The sequence below is a fragment of the Pseudomonas sp. BP01 genome (genome assembly GCF_022760795.1).
Lineage (GTDB): Bacteria > Pseudomonadota > Gammaproteobacteria > Pseudomonadales > Pseudomonadaceae > Aquipseudomonas > Aquipseudomonas putida_Q.
The window spans coordinates 37,928-59,276 of sequence record NZ_JAFBKA010000011.1; the positions used below are offsets into that span (position 1 = coordinate 37,928).

11 protein-coding genes are annotated in these 21,349 nt (G+C 64.1%); 4 read left to right on the forward strand and 7 right to left on the reverse strand.

Features of this window, described 5'->3' with window-relative positions; translation table 11 throughout:
* Window positions 1–15: 15 nt before the first annotated feature.
* The 7 genes from JOY50_RS12015 to JOY50_RS12045 all read right to left on the reverse strand — a co-directional run bounded on the left by JOY50_RS12015 (window position 16) and on the right by JOY50_RS12045 (window position 17,538).
* Window positions 16–10,563 carry a VCBS domain-containing protein gene (locus tag JOY50_RS12015; protein ID WP_243055212.1) on the reverse strand — a complete coding sequence of 3,516 codons (10,548 nt, stop codon included), beginning with the start codon at window positions 10,561–10,563 and terminating at the stop codon, window positions 16–18.
* Window positions 10,564–10,661: 98 nt separating this feature from the next.
* A complete protein-coding gene (locus tag JOY50_RS12020; RefSeq protein WP_243055213.1) occupies window positions 10,662–12,752 on the reverse strand; it encodes an HlyD family efflux transporter periplasmic adaptor subunit in 2,091 nt (696 codons plus the stop codon).
* Window positions 12,752–14,098 carry an efflux RND transporter periplasmic adaptor subunit gene (locus tag JOY50_RS12025; protein ID WP_243055214.1) on the reverse strand — a complete coding sequence of 449 codons (1,347 nt, stop codon included), beginning with the start codon at window positions 14,096–14,098 and terminating at the stop codon, window positions 12,752–12,754. The genes JOY50_RS12020 and JOY50_RS12025 overlap by 1 nt, the downstream gene beginning before the upstream one ends.
* Window positions 14,085–14,846: an efflux RND transporter periplasmic adaptor subunit gene (locus tag JOY50_RS12030; protein WP_243055215.1), complete on the reverse strand. Its 762-nt coding sequence runs from the start codon at window positions 14,844–14,846 to the stop codon at window positions 14,085–14,087. Before JOY50_RS12030 ends, JOY50_RS12025 begins: the two co-directional genes overlap by 14 nt.
* Before the next feature lie 44 nt (window positions 14,847–14,890).
* The gene (locus JOY50_RS12035; RefSeq protein ID WP_243055216.1) at window positions 14,891–15,397 is read right to left on the reverse strand and encodes a hypothetical protein; all 507 of its coding nucleotides are present in this window, start codon (window positions 15,395–15,397) and stop codon (window positions 14,891–14,893) included.
* A 67-nt stretch (window positions 15,398–15,464) separates the two neighbouring features.
* A complete protein-coding gene (locus JOY50_RS12040; RefSeq protein ID WP_243055217.1) occupies window positions 15,465–16,766 on the reverse strand; it encodes an OmpP1/FadL family transporter in 1,302 nt (433 codons plus the stop codon).
* A 100-nt stretch (window positions 16,767–16,866) separates the two neighbouring features.
* Window positions 16,867–17,538: a DUF3313 domain-containing protein gene (locus tag JOY50_RS12045; protein WP_243055218.1), complete on the reverse strand. Its 672-nt coding sequence runs from the start codon at window positions 17,536–17,538 to the stop codon at window positions 16,867–16,869.
* Between the two features lie 290 nt (window positions 17,539–17,828).
* On the opposite strand from JOY50_RS12045, the gene JOY50_RS12050 reads away from it, so the two are divergent.
* The 4 genes from JOY50_RS12050 to JOY50_RS12065 are packed head-to-tail and all read left to right on the forward strand — an operon-like array spanning window position 17,829 to window position 21,298.
* Complete coding sequence (locus JOY50_RS12050; protein WP_243055301.1) at window positions 17,829–18,449, forward strand: paraquat-inducible protein A; 621 nt, start codon at window positions 17,829–17,831, stop codon at window positions 18,447–18,449.
* The gene (locus tag JOY50_RS12055; RefSeq protein ID WP_243055219.1) at window positions 18,446–19,072 is read left to right on the forward strand and encodes a paraquat-inducible protein A; all 627 of its coding nucleotides are present in this window, start codon (window positions 18,446–18,448) and stop codon (window positions 19,070–19,072) included. The genes JOY50_RS12050 and JOY50_RS12055 overlap by 4 nt, the downstream gene beginning before the upstream one ends.
* A 3-nt stretch (window positions 19,073–19,075) precedes the next feature.
* Window positions 19,076–20,713 (forward strand): intermembrane transport protein PqiB, encoded by a 1,638-nt coding sequence (locus JOY50_RS12060; protein ID WP_243055220.1) that lies wholly within the window; start codon window positions 19,076–19,078, stop codon window positions 20,711–20,713.
* A 24-nt stretch (window positions 20,714–20,737) separates the two neighbouring features.
* The gene (locus tag JOY50_RS12065; RefSeq protein WP_243055221.1) at window positions 20,738–21,298 is read left to right on the forward strand and encodes a membrane integrity-associated transporter subunit PqiC; all 561 of its coding nucleotides are present in this window, start codon (window positions 20,738–20,740) and stop codon (window positions 21,296–21,298) included.
* Window positions 21,299–21,349 lie beyond the last annotated feature (51 nt).

Genomic DNA, 21,349 nt, shown 5'->3' on the forward strand with positions numbered 1-21,349 from the left:
CCGTGAATGATCGGCTCATGGGGCGCTGCTGCCGCGGCGCTGGGCGGCTTCACGCAGTTGCGCACGGAAGCCGCGGGCAGGCTGTGGCGGTTTCTCTGGCTGCGCCACCATGTCGGTGTGCGCGGTGGCCCACAGGGAAGGGTCGGGCAGCAGGCCATCTGCGGTCAGGCTGACAACCCCATGGCGGCCGTCGACCCAGTTCTGGTCCTCGGCGCTGGCTTGGCGGCTTTGCGCTACCGCGCCAGCGACGAACTGCCCGTTGACCTGGCCAAGCTGGCTGCCCAGCGACTGGCTTTCGACCTCGGGCGTGGCGAACAGGCGCACATCGCTGCCATCGGTGCCCCAGGCCGACAGCGTCAGGCTCTGGTTGATGCGCTCGACCACCGGTGCGACGAAGATGGCCGGGCTGACGTCTGGCAGTGGCAGGTTACCCAGGGTGTCGCGGCCATCGCGCCCGAGATACGGCCCAGGGGGGATGTACGGGGTGGAAATGTCCAGGGCAATGACCAGCTGGGCCTGGTCGGTGGCCCCGGCCAGGTCGCTGATGGTGTAGGTGAACGTGTCCCTGAGCACCTGGCCAAGGCCCGCCGCCGCCAGCACGTCACGGTTGCTCAGGTCGATGGTATAGGTGTAACTGCCGTCGGCGTTGAGTACCAGGGTGCCGTACTGGCCGGCGATGGGCTGGCCGATCACGCCGGGTGTGCCAGAGCCGGTTTCCTGGCCGGTGCGGATGGCCGTTACGGTCAGGGCGTCACCCCCGTCGACATCAGTGTCGTTGGGCAGCACATTACCGCTTGTGTGCGGTGCCGGGACCTGGTCGCTGGCACTGTTGCTGTCGTCACGGGCCACCGGGTTGTCGTTGGCCCCTTGCACCGTGACGGTGAGGCGGGCGTCGGCGGTGATGCCGTCGGTGTCGCGCATGCGGTAAGTGAACACTTCTCTGAGCGACTCGCCCGCGGTGCGCATGGCCTGCACGGTCGGGTTGCCGTTGTCGACGATGTACTGATAATTGCCGTCGGCAGTGATCAGCAGCGTACCGTACAGGCCCTGCAGTGCCTGGCCGGCCGTGGCCGTCTGGCCATTCTCGGCGGTGTACTGCAGCACAGTTTTCGTTTCGCCGTACTGCACACCATCGACATCGGTGTCGTTGTCCAGCACGTTACCGCGCGGGTCGACGCCGGCCGTGTCATTGTTCACACCGCCGGCCTCCACGGCAGTGGCCGTGTCGTCATTGGCCACGGGGTAGTCGTTACGGCCGTCGACGGTGATGGTCAACAGGCCATTGGTGGTACCGCCCCAGAAGTCGGCCAGCAGGTAGGTGAAGTTGTCGACCAGGGTCTGGCCGCTGCTGCGCAGTTGCTGTACCGCCTGCAGGCTATTGTCCAGCACGTAGCTCCAGCTGCCGTCGCCATTGAGGGTGAGGTCGCCATACTGGCCACGCAGGGTCTGCCCGACCACGGTGGCGTCGGCTGGCAGCGGGCCGTCACCGCTCCAGAAGGCCAATACCTCAAGGGTTTCCGGGAACAGGATGTTGATGGTGTCCGGGTCGCTGTCGTTGTCCATCACGTTGCCGGCGGGGTCGCTGCCCGGGATGTTGTTGTCCACGCCACCGGCTTCGATGGCCAGGCCCTGGTCGGGCACGGCAACCGGCGGCTGGTTTTCGCCGCGAATGAAAATGGTCAGGGTAGCGGTGTCGCTCAAACCGCCGCCATCGGTGACCTGATAGGTATAGCGCTGGATGACGAAGCCCAGCGGGCCCAGCGCGATAATGGTGGGGTCGCTGGAATTGACCACGAACTGGTAACTGCCGTCGGCATTCAGGGTCAGGGTGCCGAAGTTGGTGATCAGGGTCGCGCTGCCGGTGAGCGGGTCGAGGGCAGGGTTGCTGCTCTCTGCGCCCAGGCCCACGGCGGTCACCATTTTGCTGTCGTTGGCGTCGACGTCGGTGTCGTTGTTCAGCACATTGCCGGTAGGGTCGCGCCCACCGTTGCCATCGTCGTCCACGGCCACCGCGTAGGCGAAATCGTCGTTGGCTACCGGGGTGTCGTAACGGCCCTCGAGGGTGATGTTGATCTGCGCCTGCGAGCTGGCGCCGTCGGTGTCGTGCATGCGGTAGCTGAACGTTTCGCGCAGTTGCTCGCCGGCCTTGAGCGCCTGCACGGCGGCCAGGCTGTCGTTGACGGTATACACGTAGTTGCCGTTGGCATCGATGCTCAGGGTGCCATAGGCACCGGCGACCACGGTCGCGCCGGCATTGACCTGGATGAAGGTGCCGCCGGCGGCGAGGGTGCCCAGGTAGACGCCATCGACGGTCTTGCTGTCCCCGGCATCCACATCACTGTCGTTGTCCAGGGCGTTGCCGCTGCCGGGCTGCCCCGGGGTGGCGTTGTCGATGCCCCCGGCCTCGATGGCGATGGCGCTGTCGTCTGTGGCGGTGGGGGTGTCGTTGCGGCCATGGATGACCACGGTTAAGGTGGCGCTGACGACCTTGCCGTTGCCGTCGCTGACGCTGTACTGGAATACCTCGGTGAGCCGGTCGGCATCGGTGCGCAGGGCTTGCACCGCGCTGTTGCTGTTGTCTACCACATAGCTGTAATTGCCCTGGGCATCGAGCACCAGGCTGCCGTAGTTGCCGACCAAGGCTTGGCCAGGGGTGCCATTGATGCCATTGGGGCTGACCACTGCGCTGATGGTCAGGGTATCGCCATCCGGGTCGCTGTAGGCCCCGCGAATGCTGCCGGCAGGGTCGAGCCCCGGTTGAGTGTTGTTCAGCCCGCCGGCTTCGATGGCATCGATGCTGACCGGGTTGACGATGGGTGGGTCATTGACCCCGGTCACCGTGATCACCAGCTGCGCCTGGTCGGTCAGGCCGCCGCTGTCATGGATCTGGTAGGTGAAGATCACGTCCAGGCTTTGCCCGGCTGTCAGTGCCCGGATCGACGGCTCGGCGCTGTTGACCGCGAAGCTGTAGCTGCCGTCTTCGTTGAGGGTCAGCTGGCCGAAGCTGCCGCTGATCAAGCTGCCGTCGGCCAGCCGCGCCACACTGCCAGTAATGGCGGCGGGCGCGCCGTTGCCCACCGGGCTCAGCACACCACCGGCACTTTCCAGGCCGCTGCGCACGCCGTCGACCTTGAGCTGGGTGGCGGTTGGCTGGTCCAGGTTGTCGACGTCAGTGTCGGCGCCCACGCCAGCATTGCCGGTAATAACGTTACCGCTGGCATTGACCTGCGCCGGGCTGCCGTCGCTCGCCCCGGCACTTGCGCTTCCCTGGTCGTCCACGGCTACCGGTGCATCGTTGGCACCCTGAAGGGTGATGGTCAGGATATTGACCGAGCTCAGGCCGCCGGTGTCGGCCATCTGGTAGGTGAACACCTCGCTCAGGCTCTGCCCGGGGGAGAGCGCCTGCACGGCAACATTGTCATTGTCGATGACGTAGCGGTAGCTGCCGTCGGCGTTGATGGTGAGCGTGCCGAAGTTCACTTGCACACTGGTCGCCTGGCCGCTGATGACCGGGATGATCCGCCCGCCGCCCGGGCCGTCGTAGCGCACGGCGGTAACCTGCCTGGTCTCGCCCAGTGCCACCGAGTCTACATCGGTGTCGTTGGTCAGCACATTGCCGATGGCGTCCTGGCCTGCTGTCGTGTTGTTGGTGCCGCCGGCCTCGAGGGCGGTGCCTTCGTCGGCGTTGGCCACGGGGGTATCGTTGGCGCCGTGGATATTCACCTGCAGCACCGAGCTGCTTGCCAGGCCACCGCTGTCGACGATGTCGTAGCCGAAGAAGTCGCTGATGAAGTTGCCGGCGGTGCGCAGCGCCTGCACTTCAAGGTTGGCGTTGTCGACGATGTACTGGAACCCGCCGCCTGCGGTGATCTGCAACGTGCCGTAGCGCCCCTGCAGGGTGGTGACCCCGTTGGGCGCTACCGCAACACCGCCGGGCACGATATTGCTGGCGATGCGGGTGACGGTGAGCACGTCATCGTTGGTCTGGATATCGACGTCGGTGTCGTTGTCCAGCACGTTGCCGGTCGGGTTGACGCCCGGGTCGCCGTTGTTGAAGCCGCCGGCCTCCACGGCAATGGCAATGTCAGGGTGGGCGACCGGCGCGTCGTTGACCGGGTCGATGACGATGTTCATCACGTCGGTGTCGGTCAGTGCATCGGCCGGGTTCTGGCCGGGAATGCCGTCGCCATTGAGCGGAGCGTCGCCGAAGTTGCCCTGGTCATGGGTGACCATGGTCAGGGTTTCGGCATCGCGGAAGGTGTTGAAGTCCTGGTCGCCTTTGTAATACAGCTGGCCCAGCAGCACGTTCAATTCGTTCAGGGTGCCGGTCAGCACCAGGTTGCGGCCAGCATTGGCGGGGGGCGTGGCATTGGCAGCGGGCGGCGTCGCGGTTTGCCAGATGACGCCGTGGACCACGGTCAGGGTGATGGTCATGATGCCATCGGCGTTGCCGGCGTTGACGTCCACGTCGCTGGTGGCCAGGCCGACAATGTGCAGCACGGTGTCTTCCTCGCCGTGCTGGTCTGCCACTGTGTTGATCGGTGCTTCGTTGATGTGCACGTAGCCTGCGTCGGCGGTGCCGGTGCTGCCTTCGCCCAGGGTCAGGCTGATGCTGCCAAGGCCCGCAGTGGCGGCGCCGCTGTCGGTGTCGATACGTACGCGGAAGGTGTTGTTGGCAGTTGCCTGGTGGTCCTGCGCCACGGCGACCAGGTAGCTGCCCGAGGGCAGCAGGGCGAACTCGTAGAGGCCGCCGTTGGCGGTGACGGTGCTGAAGGTGCGGTCGTCGCCGTTGCCAAAGATGCCATCGTCACCGGCCCAGGTGAGGGTAACGCCGATGCCGTCCAGGCCAGGGCCGTCAGGGCTGACACTGTCGTTGGCGCTGCGGGTATCGTCCCACAGCGTGCCCTGGATCACGCCCATGCCGGCGCCGTCGCTGAGGATGTAGTTGTTCAGGCCGCTGGCGCCGTCCTGGCCGGTACGTTCGCCGTCGATGCCGCCGCCGGCATCGGGCACCGAGCCACCCCAGCTATTGGTTTCGAAGTCGGTCGGCAGGCTGGTCCAGGTCAGCACGGCGGAACTGGCGGCATTGTCGGCGATGGTCTGGTTGGGCAGGGTGACGGTGTAGATCACCTGGACCGTGTCGTTCGGCGCAAGCCGGTCGAAGTCCACGGCAATGGCCGCGCCATCGGTGAAGGTCACGCCGACGGGCAGGTTGGCAAGGTCTTGGGCCACGCCGTTGATCAAAATGGTCTGCACCTGATAGTTGCTGCCGTTGGGGAACTGGTCGGCCAGGTGAGTGTTATAGGCCGGCACGCCGCCATCCTGGGTAAAGCTGACCGAAACGGTGGCGTCGGTGGTGCCGGCGACGGTGCCGGGGGCCACGTCGATGACCGACTTGTCCATGCCGGTGAAGCTGGGTTCGACCACGCGTTCGAACAGGGTGTCGCTCTTGCCGCGGTCCACCCCGTCGCCTAGGCCGACGTGCTCGAATACGGTCATGCCCAGTTGAGTAGTGGCCTGGTTGCCGACGACGTTGCGCACGCGCACATTGAATTCGAGGATCACCCCTTCAATGTCGCTGTCGTTGGTCTCGTTGTTGGTCAGGTTGCCCAGGTTGAAGGTAATGGTCTGGCTGCCGTCGGGGTTGGGGTTGATCAACAGCCGGCCATTGTTGCCATCGAAAACGCCGCTGGGCACCGTACCGCCAAGGTCGGTGTGTATCGGCAGGGCCACTTCACTGTTCTGGTTACCGGTCATGTACAGGATGCTGGTGCTGGTGACCAAGTTGGTGGCGTCGGTGGTCAGGCCACCCAACTGGCTCGACACCATGGCAATCAGGATATTGTTGAGGTCGGCAGGGATGAACTCCAGGCCCGGGGCCAGTTCGATACGTATCTGGTAATTGGGGTTCTCGCCCGTGGGCACCAGCACAGCTACCCGGTAGCGGACGATTTCGCCGACCACCACCGTTTCCACCAGGCCGCTGGTGTCGATGGCGCCACTGGTATTGGTGGCCGGGGCGGTATCGCTGACCCCCCCCACACGCGACACCTGGATGCCATTGGTGACCGGAATGAGCAGGGCACTCAGCACCCGGTAATCGTTGAGCTGGCCACCATTGAGCAGGCCATCGTCGCCGCTGCGTTCGCCATTGACGGTGTCGGTGGTGTTGCTGCTGCCGTTCAGGCTGGTCCAGCGCACCTCGACATTGTTGGCAATGGCTGCCTCACCGGCGGCAGTGGCATTGACCACCCCGCTCAGGGTGATGACGATGCTGCCGCCATTGGCGATGTCGATGTTGGCACCGTTGGCAGTCACCAGCTGGCCATTGAGGATGACGAAATCAACGCCGGTATTGTTGTTGGTGGCGCCGCCGTTGTACTGAATGGTGCCGCTGATCGCCAGGCCGTCGATTTCGGTCGGCAGCACGTCGAGGAGGCTGATGTCGAAGGCGTCGGTGCCTGAGTTGTTGGCCACGGTGATGGTGAAAGTGACGGTGTCCCCCTCGTCGAAGCCGCCGAAGGTGGGGGTGGAGGTGATCTGCTGGGTAACGCTCAACGTCGGCTCGACGATGGTCACGGCGGGCTGTTGGGCGCTGTTGAGGCTGCGATCGACCGCAGTAGCACCGTTGGGGGTGTCACCGTCCGGGTCGCTGTAGACCAGTTGCGCGCCATTGTTGAGTGTGGTGCCTTGCTGGTTGCCGGTGACATTGCTGGCCACCAGCACCAGGCGGATGACAAAGCTGTTATTGCCGACAATGTTGTCGGCGGCAGCCCCGGCGCTGTCGAACACCAGCATCAGGTCGGCGCCGTCGCTGCCGTCGAGGGTCACCGGGTTGACGTTGAGCACGCCGTTGAAGTCGGCCGCCAAGGCGCCGCTGCCCGCCGTAGTGGTGATGATCTGGTAGCCAAGGTTGCCGTTGAACCGCGAGTCCAGGCGCAGGCCAGGGGGTATCAGGTCGTTGATGCGCAGGCTGCCCGTCGAGCCCTCGGGCAGGCTGACGACGATGTCATAGGTGATGCTTTCGCCAATCACCAGGTTACTGCCGGTGGTGTGGGTGGCGCTGGAGTCATCCTCGGTGAGGCTGCCGTCCTTGTAGCCCTTGCTGATGGTCGGGGCTGCCACCTGTTGGTTGGCGACTTCGGTGAGGTCTGTCGGCGTGAAGTCCTGGCCGCCGTTGACGCTGGCGTAATAGGTCAGTGCTGCAGTGCTCTGCAGGGTGCTGGACGCCAGGATGGCGTTGTCCACGGTGACGTCGTAGGTGATGACCACCAGGTTGGCGCCCGACAGGTCGCTGGCGCTGCCTGCACGCCCGGCAAGCAAGCTGGCCTGGCCGTTGGCGTCGAGGAAGGTGATCGCGTTGCCGCTGACGCTGTAGTCGGTGCCCAGCACCAGCAAAGTGCCGTCACCGCGGTAGATTTGCAGGTTGGCCGCGCTCAGGCTGCCGCCGACGAATGACAGGCCGGCAGGCAGCGCGATGCTGGTGCTGACATCGTAGGCGCCGCCGCCGCCGGTGTTCTTCAGGGCAGTGGCCAGGCGCAGGGTGTCAGCACCATCGATGCCGCTGACATTGCCGTCCACCGCTGCCAAGCTGGTAACGCTGCCGCTGAACGGTACGCCACTGGAACCTGGCGCAGTCCAGTTGCCGGTCGTACCGGTGACCGTACCATGGGTGCTGGAGACCACGCCGTGCTTGATGTCCAGCACAGGTTCGGCAACCGACTCGATCACAGCCACATCCGACGACGTGAGCACCGTTTTGTCCACCGTGGTGGTCTGGCTCGACTGCGCCAGCACGTCCAGCTCACGCTGGTCGGCATAGGGCTGGTCGCCGACGACCATGGTGAAGCGAACCTGCACCGTGGCGCCGTCCAACCCGCCGGACACATAGTTGCCGAAGTCGAAGATGATCGAGTTGCCGGGGCCTGTCGTGACGCTGTCGGGTACATCGAGCGTGGTATTGCCGATGCCGAACGTCCATTGGCCCACGCCGGTGCCGAAGCTCCAGGCGATGCCACTGGCGTCGAGCAAGGGCAGTGGCAGGTAGGCAGTAAGCTTGAAGTTCTCGTAGTCGGCAACCAGCAGGTCATAGCTGATGGTGAACGTCACCACGTCCCCCGGGCGCAGTTCGCCGTTGGCCGGCGGGTTGCCGCCGTTGACCTGGGTGAGCTCGATATCCACAGCGGAGGTGTCGATGGTGCTCAGGGTGCCTGAGCCGTCGGTCTGCAGGCCGCCGAGGTTGACCGAGTCGCGCAGCACGGTGGCGTCCACCGTGGCATTGTTGCCGATACTGTCGCCTTCGTTGAGCTGGTCATGGGGCGGGTGGTCGCTGGTGTAGCTGGTGTCGATCGTCGCGTCGTAGACGATGCTCAGGCGTGTGGCGCCTTCCTGCACCGTGTCGTCATAGAGGTCACCAAATAGCGCTGCGATGCCCGGACCGGCAACGGCCTGACGGATGGATTCGGCAATGTCGAAGACCAGCGTGGTGCTGCCGTCGGCATTGACCGTCTGGGTATAGACCAGGGCAATGCTCTGGCTGGCGCCATGCTGCTGGATGATCAGGGTGGGCGGGTTGCCCGGGTCGAACGTCTGGCCATCGCTGAGCAGGTCGGTCAGGGTGAACTGGCCTTGCTCCAGGATGTTCTCGCCAAAGGCGAAGAAGTCGGAGATGGCCACGTCCATGGTGTAGCGCAAGGTGTCGCCGGGCGTAAGACCGGCCGTGCCGACATCATTCTGCAGGTTGACCTGCTTGAGCAGGGTGATCGACTTGGCCACAAAGGTCACACCCTGGCCATTGCCGGTTTCACTGAACGGGTAGCCGTCCGGGTCGGCGGGGCGGTCGCGTGGGTCCAGCGGGTTCCAGTTGCCGGTCACGCTCGCGGTGCCGAAGTCGATCTGCACCGGGTTGCCGGTGGCCGGGTCTATCACTGGCCGGCCATTGGCATCGATTTGCGGCACATAGAAACTGACCTGGGTTTCGCTGGCTGCGCTGAGGCTGTCGTAATGGATGTCGTAGCTGGCTACGAACGCATTGGGGTTGGCCAGCGCCAGGGCGATCAGGGCCGGGTTGGTGAGCACGGTGCCGTCGTGCAGGGTGACCGACGTCAGGGTGCCGCCCGGGCCCGGGGTAATGGCACTGACATGCACCTGGTCGGGCACGGTCTGGGTGACGGTGACATTGCTCAGGGTCTGCCCAGGCGCCGGGGTCACGGTAACGGTCTGGGTGCGGGTGAAGTTGGGCCCGGTGACGGTTTCGCCTTCGGGCATGTTCACCGTTTGCGTGACTTTCAGCAGGGTCGGGGTAATGACGAAACTGTGCAGCGCGCTTTCCACCAGGCTCGGGTCCTGGACCGGGTTGTTCAGTGAGTCGTTGCCGTATTCGAAACCGGCTCGGGTATTGATGGTGAGGTTCGGCGCGCCGTCGGAGTAGGGGGTGTCGGCCAGGTTGCTCAACTGCGCGGTAATCTGCACGTCGATGCTGGGCTGGCCGTTGGTGACACTGGCGTAGGGCAACTGCAGCACCACCATCTGGTCCCCGGGCTTCATGCCCACGCTGGCGGCGTTGATCACCACGGCATTGCCGCTGGCGTCCTTGGCCAGCGGGTGCACGGCATTGCCGTTGGCATCGAAGGTGATGACGAAGCTGTTCACCGCCTGGCCCAGGTAGGTGGCGGAAACGAAGGTGGCGCCGTCGTCGCCATCGCGCCCGGTCGCCGGCATGAACACGTCGATGAACGGGGCATAGCCTTCCTGGGAGGAGGGGTTGCTGAAACTCACGGTAAAGGTGAACTGCTCGCCCAACTGCACATCGGCGCCGGCACTCCCCAGGCTGGCCGTAGGGCTGGCATCGGCCAGCAGGCCGTGGAAACTGTCCAGGGTAGTGGCCGCCAGGGCAATGGCCTTGTCGACATCGCCGTTGCTGACCTCCAGGCGCCAGTCGCCGCCCGCCAGCGTGCTGCCGGTGGCATTGCTGGAGGCGCCGACGTCAGCGCCGGTCCAGCGTGCCAGCTCGTCGACCAACGCCTGGCCGGCGCTACCGGTGCCAACGTCGCACCCGTACAACTGGATATCGGCGCCGCTGTTCAGCTCAGCGCGCCAGGCGCTGAGGCGGTCACCCAGTTGCTCGACGGTCTGACGGGTGAACACCTGGTTGCCCAGGGTGAACTGGCCAGAGGTACCGTGCGAAAACACCTGGATGGAATCGACCTTGCCCAGTTGCGCCAGGACGTTGCTGATGGCGGCGATCGCGTCCTGGCCGGGGTCGACTACCAGCGCAGTGGTACCGGCTGGCAGGTTGGCGGCTAACTGGTCGCGGTTTTCCACGCGGGCATCGATCACCACCAGGTTGCGTGCGGCGGGCGCCGGCGCGGCGGTTTGCGCCTCGCTGGCGGTGGGTGCGGGGTGGCTGCTGTCCTTGGCCTCGGCAGGGCTGGCATCGATATGGTGCTGCTGATCGACGGCGGTTGCGGCGGCGCCGTCGAACAGGATGCGTTGTTCAAGTGCCACCGTCTGCGACCGGGGGCGTGAAACAGTGGCAAAGCCGGCTCTGCTCTTGATGTCCATTTCCGTACCCTGCTCAGAAGTTCGACGCCAGATTCGAGGCTTAAGCAATCGTAGTCGGGTTTTCCTGCAACAACAGAGCAGGCGCCGAAAGGCATTGCTCAGAAGCCGCTTTCGCGCAAACCCACCCCCAACAACCACGTACCCAGCTCGCCAAGGACACTGCGTTTTGCCCCTTCGATTTTCAGTTTGCCGCGGGTTTCGCGCACCGTGACCAGCGGTTCATCCAGCGCAACCAGCACCTGGAACAAGGCATTGCTGGGCACCAGAGGCTCGCTGGTGATCGGCACCGGGCCGCCGAAATGCGATGAGAGCATGCGGTGGGCCAACTGCCCGGCACGGGTGCTGCCAATTGCCAGTACCCTGCCGCGCAGCGCGCTGGCCTGGCCGTCGGGGTAGAAGCGGACGCTATCGCCGACGGCCAGGTGGTGCACCTGGTCCTGGGCCACGTAGGCATCGATCTGCCAGTGCCTGGGGTCGATGAGGATGCCCAGTGCTTGCTGGCGGTTGAGCCATTGGCCCGGTTGCACGTCGCGGTCCAGGTCCAGCCAGCTGCCGGCGAACGGTGCCTGCAAGTTGAGCCGGGCAATTTCAGTACGCGCGGCGCGGGCTTCTTCAGTTTGCACATTCAGGCGCTGCTGGGTAGCGGCATCTTCGGTCAGCCCGCCTGGGTCGGCAAGCAGGCCCGAGAGGCGCGCTTCATAGCTGCGGGCGCTGGCCTCGCTGCTGCGCAAGCGTGAATCCAGGTCCGGTTCGTCGAGCACTGCCAGCACCTCGCCGGCCTTGACCTGGCCCGCCTGATGCAGGCTCTGCAGCCGTGCAGGGTAGGGGGTGTAGACGCGCAGCTGGTGTTCGGCTCGCGCGACCCCCACGGCATCGACCTGGCTGCGCCAGGGTAGCGCCAGGCCCAGTACGGCCAGGCCCAGGCACAGGTAGAACAGCCGTTTGCGACGCCCCGGGATGTGTGCCCGCTGTTGCCACCAGTGGCTCAGCTCACGCTTCACCGGCAGCGCGATAAACCACGCCAGTTCGACCATGAACAGCACAATCCCCAACAGTTTGAAGAAGAACAGGTACACCGCCACGGCGATGCCCAGAAACAGCACCAGGCGATACAACCAGGTGGCGAAGGCGAACGCCACCAACAGGCGCCGCTGGCCCGCCGGGAATGGCTCTGGCCACGGCTCGTTCAACCCCAGGATGTTGCGCCGCAGGGCCGTGCGCGCCAGCGCCGAAGCGCGTTCGTGCAGGTTGGGGAAATCGAGCAGGTCGCTGAGGATGAAATAGCCGTCAAAGCGCATGAACGGGCTGGCATTGAGCGCCAACGACAGTACCCAGCTGGTGGTCGCCAGGTAGAGCAGGGCGTTGCGCAGGGCGCCGTCGTCACACAGGGCCCAGCCGAGAGTGGCAAGGCCTGCCAGCGAAAGCTCGGTGACGATCCCCGCTGAAGCGATCGCCAGGCGCTGGCGTGCGCGCTTGAGCTTCCAGCTTTCGCCGGTGTCGGTGTAGAGCATCGGCCACAGCACCAGAAACGCGATGCCCATGTGCCCCACGCGCAGGCCCAGGCGCGTGGCGACCAGCGCGTGGCCGATTTCGTGCAGGGTCTTGGCGACCACCAGCGCCAGGGCAAAACTGAGCAGGCCTTCGGTGGAAAACGACTCCACCACCGCGTGGGTAAAGCTGTCCCACTGCTGCATGACCAGGACGATGCCCAGCAGTGTCAAACCCGCCACCAGCACTCCGGTGAGGGGATGGAACAGCCAGCCCAGGGCCGCAGCCAAGTGCTGCAACGCAAACTGGGGACGCAGCAGCGGGATGCGAAAGAACAGGTAATGGTGCAACCACCAGCGCCAGCTTGACCAGGTACGTGCCTCGCTGGCGCCTTGCAGCCTGGCCAGTTGTTCGGGGCCCGGGCGCAGCAGGTGGTGCTGTTCAAGAAACGCCCGCAGTGCCAGCACTTGCTCGACATCCGGCTTGAGCGCACTGTCGCGGGCCACTTGCTCACTGATCTGGCGTGGCGTCTGGCCCCAGCGCAGCAAGCATTCAAATTCCAGCCAGCCGATGCGGTAGAACCGGTTGACCACCGTGTCGTGGATCATCCACGCTGGCTCCCCTTCGCGGCTGTCGGCGGCTTCGCACAGCCGCAGGTCTTCGCGCAATGGCGGCAGCGGTAATTCGGACAGGTCAAGCATCACCAGCCACTCCAGGCGCGCAGGCTGGCCAGCGGCCGGCGCAGCAGGTAATAGCCCAGCATCACCCGACCACCGTACAACTTGGCGGTGCCGTGCAGGCCCAGGCGGGCATGTTCGGAGTGCTTGTCGATGCTGGCCAGCAGGCGGTAGGCGACCACGCCGTCATCGCTGGGCTTGGCCTGGTAGCTGGTTTCGAGAATTTTCCCCCTGAGCGGGCTGAGCGGGTAGGCGGTGAGGAACAAGGTCACTTCGGCGCCCGGCTCCAAGGCGATGGCATCGGCCACGGCCAGCTGGATCTGCATCGCCGGCTGCGCTGGATCGGCGACGTGCATGATCCGCTCGCCGGTCGACACCGGCTTGCCCAGCCAGTCGTTGGGGTCGCTGAACACCGCTACCCCGGCGCGCGGTGCCAGCACCCGGGTGCGCCGCAGTTGCGCTTGCACTGCAGCAAGCTCGGCGCGGCGCTGTTGTACACGGCCCTGCAGCAATGTCAGTTCGCTCTTGCTTTGCGGATTGTCGAAAGCGCGCTGGCTGGCCGCCTGCAATTCGGCATCGGCCACGGCAACTTCCTTGCCCAGCACCTCGGCGCGGCTGCGCAGGGTGGTTTCATCGAGGGTGAACAGCGGCGTGCCAGCTTCCACTGGCTGGTTGGGGCGCACCAGCACCTGGGCGATAACACCGTCGATCGGTGAGCTGACGATCTGCGCCTGATGCGACACGATCTGCGCCGGCGCCAGGGCCGTTTGCCGCACCGGTACCAGCAACAGCCCGGCAGCCACCAGCAGGCCGATCAGCAACTGACGGCGGCTGGGGCGCCAGCGGCTGATCCGGCGCCGCCGGCTCAGTGCGTGCCAACAGTAGGCCCAGGTGCGGGTCAGCCCATCAAGTTGCTGGTGCAGCAGTGCAGGCGGGGCCTCCTCCAGTAGCAACACCAGTAACCCAAGGCGCTGCCCGGCAGGGCCATGCAACGGTATGCACCACAAGCCCGCGGGCCACCACTCGGCCCAGCCCTCGGCGATGTCGGCGGGCGGGGCGCTGCCGGCCTGCGTCAGCCAGGCGGGCTGCGGGTCTACCAGGCGCTCGTTGAGCCAGCGGCTGGCGCGGCGCAGCCACACCAGGTAGGGCGAGTCCTCGCTGGGCCGTGCCAGGCCCGATACACACAGCAGCTGCAGGCCGTTGTTGCCTTGTTCGAACACCAGCGCCTGGTGGAAGGGCAGCAGCGGATACAGGTCGTTGGCCATGCTGAACGCCAGCGCGTTCAGCGTTTCGGCAGCCATGGCCTTGTCGCGCAGGGCATCCAGCTGCAGCAGCAGCTGCGGATGCGGAAGCGGCCTATTCACGGTCATGGTCGAACCGCGCCGTGCCGCTCATGCCAGCGATCAGTTCCGGGTAGCGCTGGTCGAAGCGTGCTTCCAGCTCCACCGTCTGGGCCACGGCGTCGACCCTGGCGTTGATCACGCTGACCTTGGCCGGGTAGGTCTTGCCGGTTTCATGCACCTTGACCTCCAGTGGCTGGCCGGGGCTGAGGCTTTTCAACTGGCTCGATGGCACGTTCATGCGCACCTTCAGTGCGCCGTCACTGACCAGGTCGAACAGCGGCGTCCCCGCGCTGACCGTCTGGTAGGGTTTGACGTAAACCTTGGCCACATGGCCAGAAAAGGGTGCCACCACTCGGCAATAGCTCATCTGCGCATCGCCCATGGCGCGTGCGCCCTCGGCTTTTTGCACTTCGGTATTGGCCGCCGCCACTTCGATGTCGCCTACGGCGTCCAGTTTGCGAAGCTGCTTTTTAGCCTGCAGGTTCTGCTGGGCCATCGCCAGTTCGGCCACGGCAACCTTGCCCCGCGCCTTGGCTTCGTTGCAGTTGAACAGGGCCAGGCTGGCGCCTTTGTTCACATGTTCGCCGAAACGGGCGGTGAGCTCACCCAAGGTCCCGTTCATCTGGCTGGAAAGCGTCGTTTCCAGATCCGCAGCCAGCAGCACTCGGATCTGTTGCGACTCCGTCGGCGGGGTGTCCGGTACCGCATCCGCAGCAAAGCTCGTCAGCGATAGAAAGAGCGTGAAAACAGCAATCTCGATAACGGGTTTGCGCATTCGGGTTCCCTCGCATGCATCCTTGATACTGGCCATTTCCAGGGTCACTTGCCGGGTTGTTCTACCGGCAGCGGTCCAATGAACATGCGTTTGAGGCGGTCACGCCCGATTACCCGCGCCAGCTCGGCGATGACGCAGTACATGAAGATCAGCGTGATCAGCAAGATCTGAATTGCCCAGAACCTTGGCCAGTTGATAGAAGTCCAGAACAGGGCGTTTGCATCGATAAAACCCGGCGCTTCTTTCCAATACTCGTAAAGCCGCTCCAGGTAATGCACCAGTAAGGCAACGCACGCATACATGAGGGTTTTCCAGGACACATTCCAGATAAGCGGTTTATCGGGAAAGCGGTTGATGAACGGCAGCATGTCCGCAACCAGCACCGACTTGCCCAGAATCATCGATGCGAAAAGGACGGATGCCGATTCCGGCATATCAAGGCCAGACCCCTTGATCATCAATGACCTGATCAGTACGACAATGTGCAGGATGACGAAAAAGAAGATCGTTGGTGGAAGGACTTTCAGGAATTCATGTTTGAGCTTGAGCATCACATTGTTCATTGCAGTACCCTCAGGCCAGAACCCGACACTTACTGTTGATGCAGACAACCGCCCGTCAGAATCGCCATGTCGCGCCGCCGCCCACGATATGCAGCGCGGTGTTGCGATAGGTGCCGGAAAGGCTGTTGCCCGAACGTGATTTGGTCTGCTCCACATCCATGTCGCCCAACCAGACCAAGGTGTAAGCCATGTGCAGGTCAAGGCCTTCTTCGACTTGGTAGTTGAACCCGGTGGCCAACCGCCAGGTTTCGTTCATCGGGTTATCTACCGTGCGGTCTTTGTCATCCACGGCTGAACTGTCGTAGCCCACCCCCATGTTCCAGCGCAACTTGCGGGTGACCTGGTATTGCGCACCCAGCGAAGCATGCCAGGTGTCCTTGTAGCGGCGGTCTACAGTGCGACTGGTGCCGGCGAGGTCGGTATCGACTTCTACGCCGATATCGCCGAATTCGCTCCAGTCCTGCCAGCCCAGGCTGCCCAGCAAGGTCCATTGATCATCCAGCTGGTGTGCGATGCTCAGCAGCACGGTCTGGGGTACCGACATGTCCAGTTCAAGGGTATCGACATCCAGGCGGTTCAGCGCCGCGTTTAGTAACGGGTTGCTGACCTTGCGCACGTCCGGGCTGTCCTTGAACTCGAGATCGATCTTGCTGGTGTAGGCCAGACCGATCCGGGTGCGCGCGTCGAGCTTGTAGAGCAGGCCGACGTTGACCCCGGTGCCCCAATCGGTGTCCTTGTACTCCAGTTGGCCGTCCGGCCGATCGGTTACGCCGAGCAGGTTGTTGTTGATCGCCATCTCGGTGCGGTAGTAGGCATACATGAAGCGCGGGCCAATACCCACCGACAGGTCATCGGTGAACTGATAGGCGATTGTCGGCTGCAGCGATACCCCGATGACGGCAGCCTCCTGGGTGAAGTAGCGCCCGGCCCAGTCATCGTCGTAGTCCAGCGCCAGGCCGAAGTTGCCATACATGCCGAAGCCGAGGGTGGCGCGCTCATCGAGTTGGTGGCTGACAAACAGGCTTGAACCTGGCAGGTACTCCAGGCTATTGCCGCCTTCGTTGCCCGCGAACTGGTTGTTGCTGCCGCGCGAGAAGCGGATGTCACCGAGTATCACCTGGGCATTGGCACTGAGCTGGGTGCCACGCAGCTCGGCGATGCCTGCAGGGTTGCTCATGAGCACACTGGGGTCGCTGGCCAGCGCAGCGGCACCGGCGTTGGCCAGGCCGTTGCCTTCCTGGCCGGCTTCGTAGATGAGGATACCGCCGCCCCAGGCGTTGCTGATGGCCAGGCCCAGGCCACAGGCCAAGGCTGAAAGGGCGCGGGGATGATGTCGACGATGGCTAAGGTTTGGCATGCTGCTGCCTCTGCGAGGGGCGGAACCGAAGCAGGTCCGCTCGCTACGGGGAGCCTTTGGGGCGGTACCTGGACCGACCCGCGGGCGCAGGTCGGTGCACCTATTTTGCCTTCAGGTGTTGAAACGACTTGACCATGTCCATTGCCCAGCCATCGAGCACGGCCTTGGCATCCTTGGCCTGCATTACCTGCGAAGAATTGTCCAGTTCTGCGCCGGCGCCTTTACGCACCACTTCTGCGACTACCTGGTTGCTGTCGCCGTCGAGGAATGCCGCCTCGGTGGCGATACTGGTGTCCTGGTCACGAATGCCTGTAGCGGCGCTGACGCCGGCCGCCACCAGGGCGATCGGGATCACCTCATACGGGCGCAGGCTTTTGGTCTTGGCGCTGACCGCAGTAATTGCCGGGCGCACGATCAGCACGCCTGGGCCCGGCGCATCGGCCAGCGGCAGCGCTTTGGAAAACTGGGTACGCAACGCCTGGTCGTAATACTGGGTAATGCCTTGAAGGGTACTTGCCGGGATCTTCTCGGTTGGCTGCGGCCGCGGGTAGAACTGGCTGGGTTCGATATACACGCTGCGGTAGCGGTTTGCATCAACGTCGGGCTTGATCCAGCTCATCACCGGCGCGCCAGAGGGTGACTTGCCTTCCTTCAGCACGCTGTAGTCCTTGAGAAAGCCGGAGTACTGATCGGACTCGACATACTTGCTGGCACACCCGGCAAGGGCAAGTGACGCCGCGCAAAACGTGGACATTAGCAACTTCGACTTCATGGCATGGCTCCTTGGTTATCAAACTGCCTGTGCTGGGACGGCGGGCGGTGCCAATCCAGCCCGATACAACACTTCGCCTGGACGTTGCGTTCTACTTGCGCAAACACGCGCAGTGAGCACTTTACGAATGCAACGTATTGCGAATGAGGTGTTGTAGACAAATGAGCGTAGATCGTTTTTTTAAAACTACAGCGTTTCGATCAACAGAGTGCCGAATGCAACGCTCGGAAACGTTGTTCCTTGCGGTGATGGTCTACGCTTGCCCGGACGAACGCGTGAGGAGTTGCCACATGGTCGGTCATTCAGAGCAAGCCGCCAGTACAGTTCGGCACGCAATCATTTGCGAATATTGTGACGCCGTTTACCTGCGAACCGACTTGCAGCGTTCGCAGAGCGCCATTTGCACACGGTGCGGTGGCGTGCTGCAGCGGCGCGTGCGCATCACGGTACAGCAGCGCTTGGCCTTGAGCGTAACGGGTGCGGTGCTGCTGGCTTTTGCCAACGTCTACCCGGTGATGTCGATCAGCATGCAAGGGCTGCGCAATGCAGCCACCTTGTGGGACTCGGTGATGATCCTGAGCCACGGCAGCATTACCTTCATCGCCTTGGTGGTTGCCCTGGCGATCATCCTCGCACCGATGCTGCAGGTTGCCCTGCTGATCTGGTTGCTGGCCTTCGCCGCAGGGGGCAAGCGGGCGCCAGGCTTCGCCGTTTGCATGCGCGGGCTCGAAGGCTTGCGGCCGTGGAGCATGCTTGAGGTCTGCCTGCTCGGGGCGCTGGTGGCGGTGATCAAACTGGCCGGGTTGCTCGAGGTTATCCCTGGCATCGGCCTTGTGGCCCTGGCGGCCCTGAGCGTGCTGATCATCCTGATAGCCGGGCGCGACATCCGCGACCTTTGGGAGCAGGTATGAGCACGCCGCCGCAGGCCAGCGAACTGCAGCTGTGCCTGTGTCATGGCTGCGGCCTGGCCGTCGACCTGCGCCAGAACACCCATGCCTGTCCGCGCTGCGGTGCCCCCTTGCATGCGCGCAAGCATGACGCGATCAGCCGCGGCTGGGCCTACTTGTTGGCGGCACTGGTGTTCTACATTCCGGCCAATGCGCTGCCGGTCATGCACACCACGATGCTCGGCCAGGGCATCGACAGCACCATCGTTGGCGGCGTCATCGAGTTCTGGGAGGAGGGGGCGTGGGACATTGCGCTGATCATCTTCATCGCCAGTATCGGCGTTCCGGTGGTCAAGTTCGCTTCGCTGACCCTGTTGCTGTCCAGCGTGCAGCGGCGCAGCCAGCGAGGCTGCCGGCAGCGCTCCAGGTTGTACCGTTTCGTCGAGCTGATCGGTTACTGGTCGATGCTCGATGTCATGGTGGTGGCGCTGGTGGCGGCGCTGGTGCAACTGCGCGAGCTGGGTACCATCGAGCCGCGCGCGGGCATCCTGTTCTTCGGCCTGGTGGTGGTGCTCACCATGCTTTCAGCAATGAGTTTCGACCCGCGTCTGATCTGGGACCACGGCCCCGCCGAGAAGGAGAACTGACCGATGCAGGACTCGCGAGAGCAAGCGGTGCCTGGCCAACCTGAGGTGCGCACCCGGCGCTGGAGCATTTCACTGGTGTGGATCGTGCCGATCCTTGCGCTGCTGGTCGGTGCCTCGCTGGTAGTGCGCAACTGGATGCAGGAAGGGCCGGTGATCAGCATTTCGTTCCGTACCGGCGACGGCCTGGTGGCGCAGAAAACCCCGGTCAAATACCGCAGCGTAGTGATCGGCGGCGTGACCTCGGTGGACCTTGCGCCGGACCGCAACGGCGTCATTGCCAAAGTGCAACTGAACAAGGAGGCACAGTCGTTTGCCAGCGAAGGGTCGCGGTTCTGGGTGGTGCGCCCACGTATCGGCGCAGGCGGTGTAAGCGGTATAGACACCTTGCTGTCGGGCAGCTTCATCGGCGCCGATGCCGGTCAGTCGGGTGGCCCGCAACGCACGTTCACCGGCCTGGAGGCGCCGCCGCCGATCACCTACGGCGAAAAGGGCAAGCGCTTCGTGTTGACCGCTTCCGACCTTGGCTCGCTCGACATAGGTTCGTCCATCTACTACCGCAAGATCCCGGTCGGGCAGGTGGTGTCGTACGCCTTGCGTGAGGATGGCCGTGGGGTTGATGTCGACATTTTCGTCAATGCGCCCTACGACGCCTTCGTGACGCAGAACTCACGCTTCTGGAATGCCAGCGGCATCGATGTGAACGTAGGTGCCGAGGGCGTGAAAATAAACACGGAGTCGCTTTCGGCGCTGCTGGTCGGCGGCCTGGCGTTCGGCGCCCCGGCCTTCGCCGAGCAAGCTGAGCCGGCAGCGGATCAGCAGCGCTTCCGCCTGTTTGCCGACCGCGAAGCCGCACTTGCGCCGCCGAGTGGCCGTTCGCGGCACTTGCGCCTGCGCTTCGACCAGGCACTGCGCGGTTTGTCGGTGGGTGCGCCTGTCGAGTTCATGGGGGTACCGTTCGGCAAGGTTACAGCGGTTCAACTGGATTACGATGAACAGAAGCAGACGTTCCCGGTGATGGTCGATGCGGTGATTTTCCCGCAGCGGCTGGGGCCGGTGCAGGCCAAGATGCTCAAGGCTCGCGACCCCGACAGCGACGACGAAACCGCCACCCGGCAATTGATTGCCAGTTTTGTCGAGCATGGCCTGCGGGCTCAGGCGCGTAGCGGCAACCTGATCACCGGGCAGATGTACGTAGCCCTGGACTTTTACCCCGATGCAGCCAAGGTGGCCTTTGACAATTCACCAGGCCCGCTGCGCATTCCCACCATCCCCGGAAGCCTGGAGCGGGTGCAGGAGCAATTGCAGGGCCTGGTCGACCGGTTGCGCGCCTTGCCGCTCGAACGCATCGCCAGTGGCCTGGACAACAACCTTGGCGAGCTCCAACGTAGCCTCAGGCAATTCAACACCCAGACCCTGCCGGGTGTTACGAAAACCCTCGACGACATCCGTCAAACCCTCAATACCGCCAATTCGGCCATTTCGGAGAACTCCCAGCCGCGCGAGCGCCTGGGCGAAACCCTGGACGAGCTGGACCGTATGTCGCGGTCGGTTCGCGACCTTACCGATTACCTTGGCCGGCACCCTGAATCCCTGATCCGCGGCAAACCCAAAGGTGCGGATGCCGACAATCTGAAGCCCTGACACGGCCTGCTCAAGGAGTAATTTATGCCGAAGCGGTTGATAGCGTGGGGGATCGCCAGCGGCATGCTGCTGGCGGGCTGCAGCGGTGCACCGGTGAGTTATCACACCTTGGTGCCGGTGCCGATGGACCAGGGCGTACGCAGCCAGGTGCGCGTGGAACGGGTGAGCATGCCGCCACAGGTGGACCGCCCGCAGTTGGTGGTGCGCCAGGGCAGCAGCGGGTTGGTCATTCTGGAAACACAGTGGTGGGGCGCCAACCTGGTGGATGAGTTTCGCAGTGCGCTGCAGGACCAACTGGGCGGGAACGTAGGCGGTAGCAGCACCTCGCGCGTGCGTGTGGACGTGCAGCGGTTCGACTCGGTACCCGGCAAATATTCGCTGATCGATGTGCGCTGGCGCCTGCAGCGGGCCGGGGCAGCGCAGGGCCAGACTTGCCGCAGCATCATCCAGACCCCGGCGGACAACACGGTCGAAAGCCTGGTGCAAGCGCATCAGCAGAACCTGCGCAAGCTCGCCGAGCAGATGGCCACGGCCAATCGTACTGGCCAGCAAACGTGCCCTGCTCAGGGGGCGATCACGCCCTAGGCGCGTTCAGGGTGCAGTACCAGGCTGCTGAAACGCTTGGCGGCGCGCAGG

Bases quoted from the DNA above. Each gene is read 5' to 3' on its own strand.
- JOY50_RS12015 (WP_243055212.1), bottom strand. From the start codon at position 10,563: ATGGACATCAAGAGCAGAGCCGGCTTTGCCACTGTTTCACGCCCCCGG.
- JOY50_RS12020 (WP_243055213.1), bottom strand. From the start codon at position 12,752: ATGCTTGACCTGTCCGAATTACCGCTGCCGCCATTGCGCGAAGACCTG.
- JOY50_RS12025 (WP_243055214.1), bottom strand. From the start codon at position 14,098: ATGACCGTGAATAGGCCGCTTCCGCATCCGCAGCTGCTGCTGCAGCTG.
- JOY50_RS12030 (WP_243055215.1), bottom strand. From the start codon at position 14,846: ATGCGCAAACCCGTTATCGAGATTGCTGTTTTCACGCTCTTTCTATCG.
- JOY50_RS12035 (WP_243055216.1), bottom strand. From the start codon at position 15,397: ATGCTCAAGCTCAAACATGAATTCCTGAAAGTCCTTCCACCAACGATC.
- JOY50_RS12040 (WP_243055217.1), bottom strand. From the start codon at position 16,766: ATGCCAAACCTTAGCCATCGTCGACATCATCCCCGCGCCCTTTCAGCC.
- JOY50_RS12045 (WP_243055218.1), bottom strand. From the start codon at position 17,538: ATGAAGTCGAAGTTGCTAATGTCCACGTTTTGCGCGGCGTCACTTGCC.
- JOY50_RS12050 (WP_243055301.1), top strand. From the start codon at position 17,829: ATGGTCGGTCATTCAGAGCAAGCCGCCAGTACAGTTCGGCACGCAATC.
- JOY50_RS12055 (WP_243055219.1), top strand. From the start codon at position 18,446: ATGAGCACGCCGCCGCAGGCCAGCGAACTGCAGCTGTGCCTGTGTCAT.
- JOY50_RS12060 (WP_243055220.1), top strand. From the start codon at position 19,076: ATGCAGGACTCGCGAGAGCAAGCGGTGCCTGGCCAACCTGAGGTGCGC.
- JOY50_RS12065 (WP_243055221.1), top strand. From the start codon at position 20,738: ATGCCGAAGCGGTTGATAGCGTGGGGGATCGCCAGCGGCATGCTGCTG.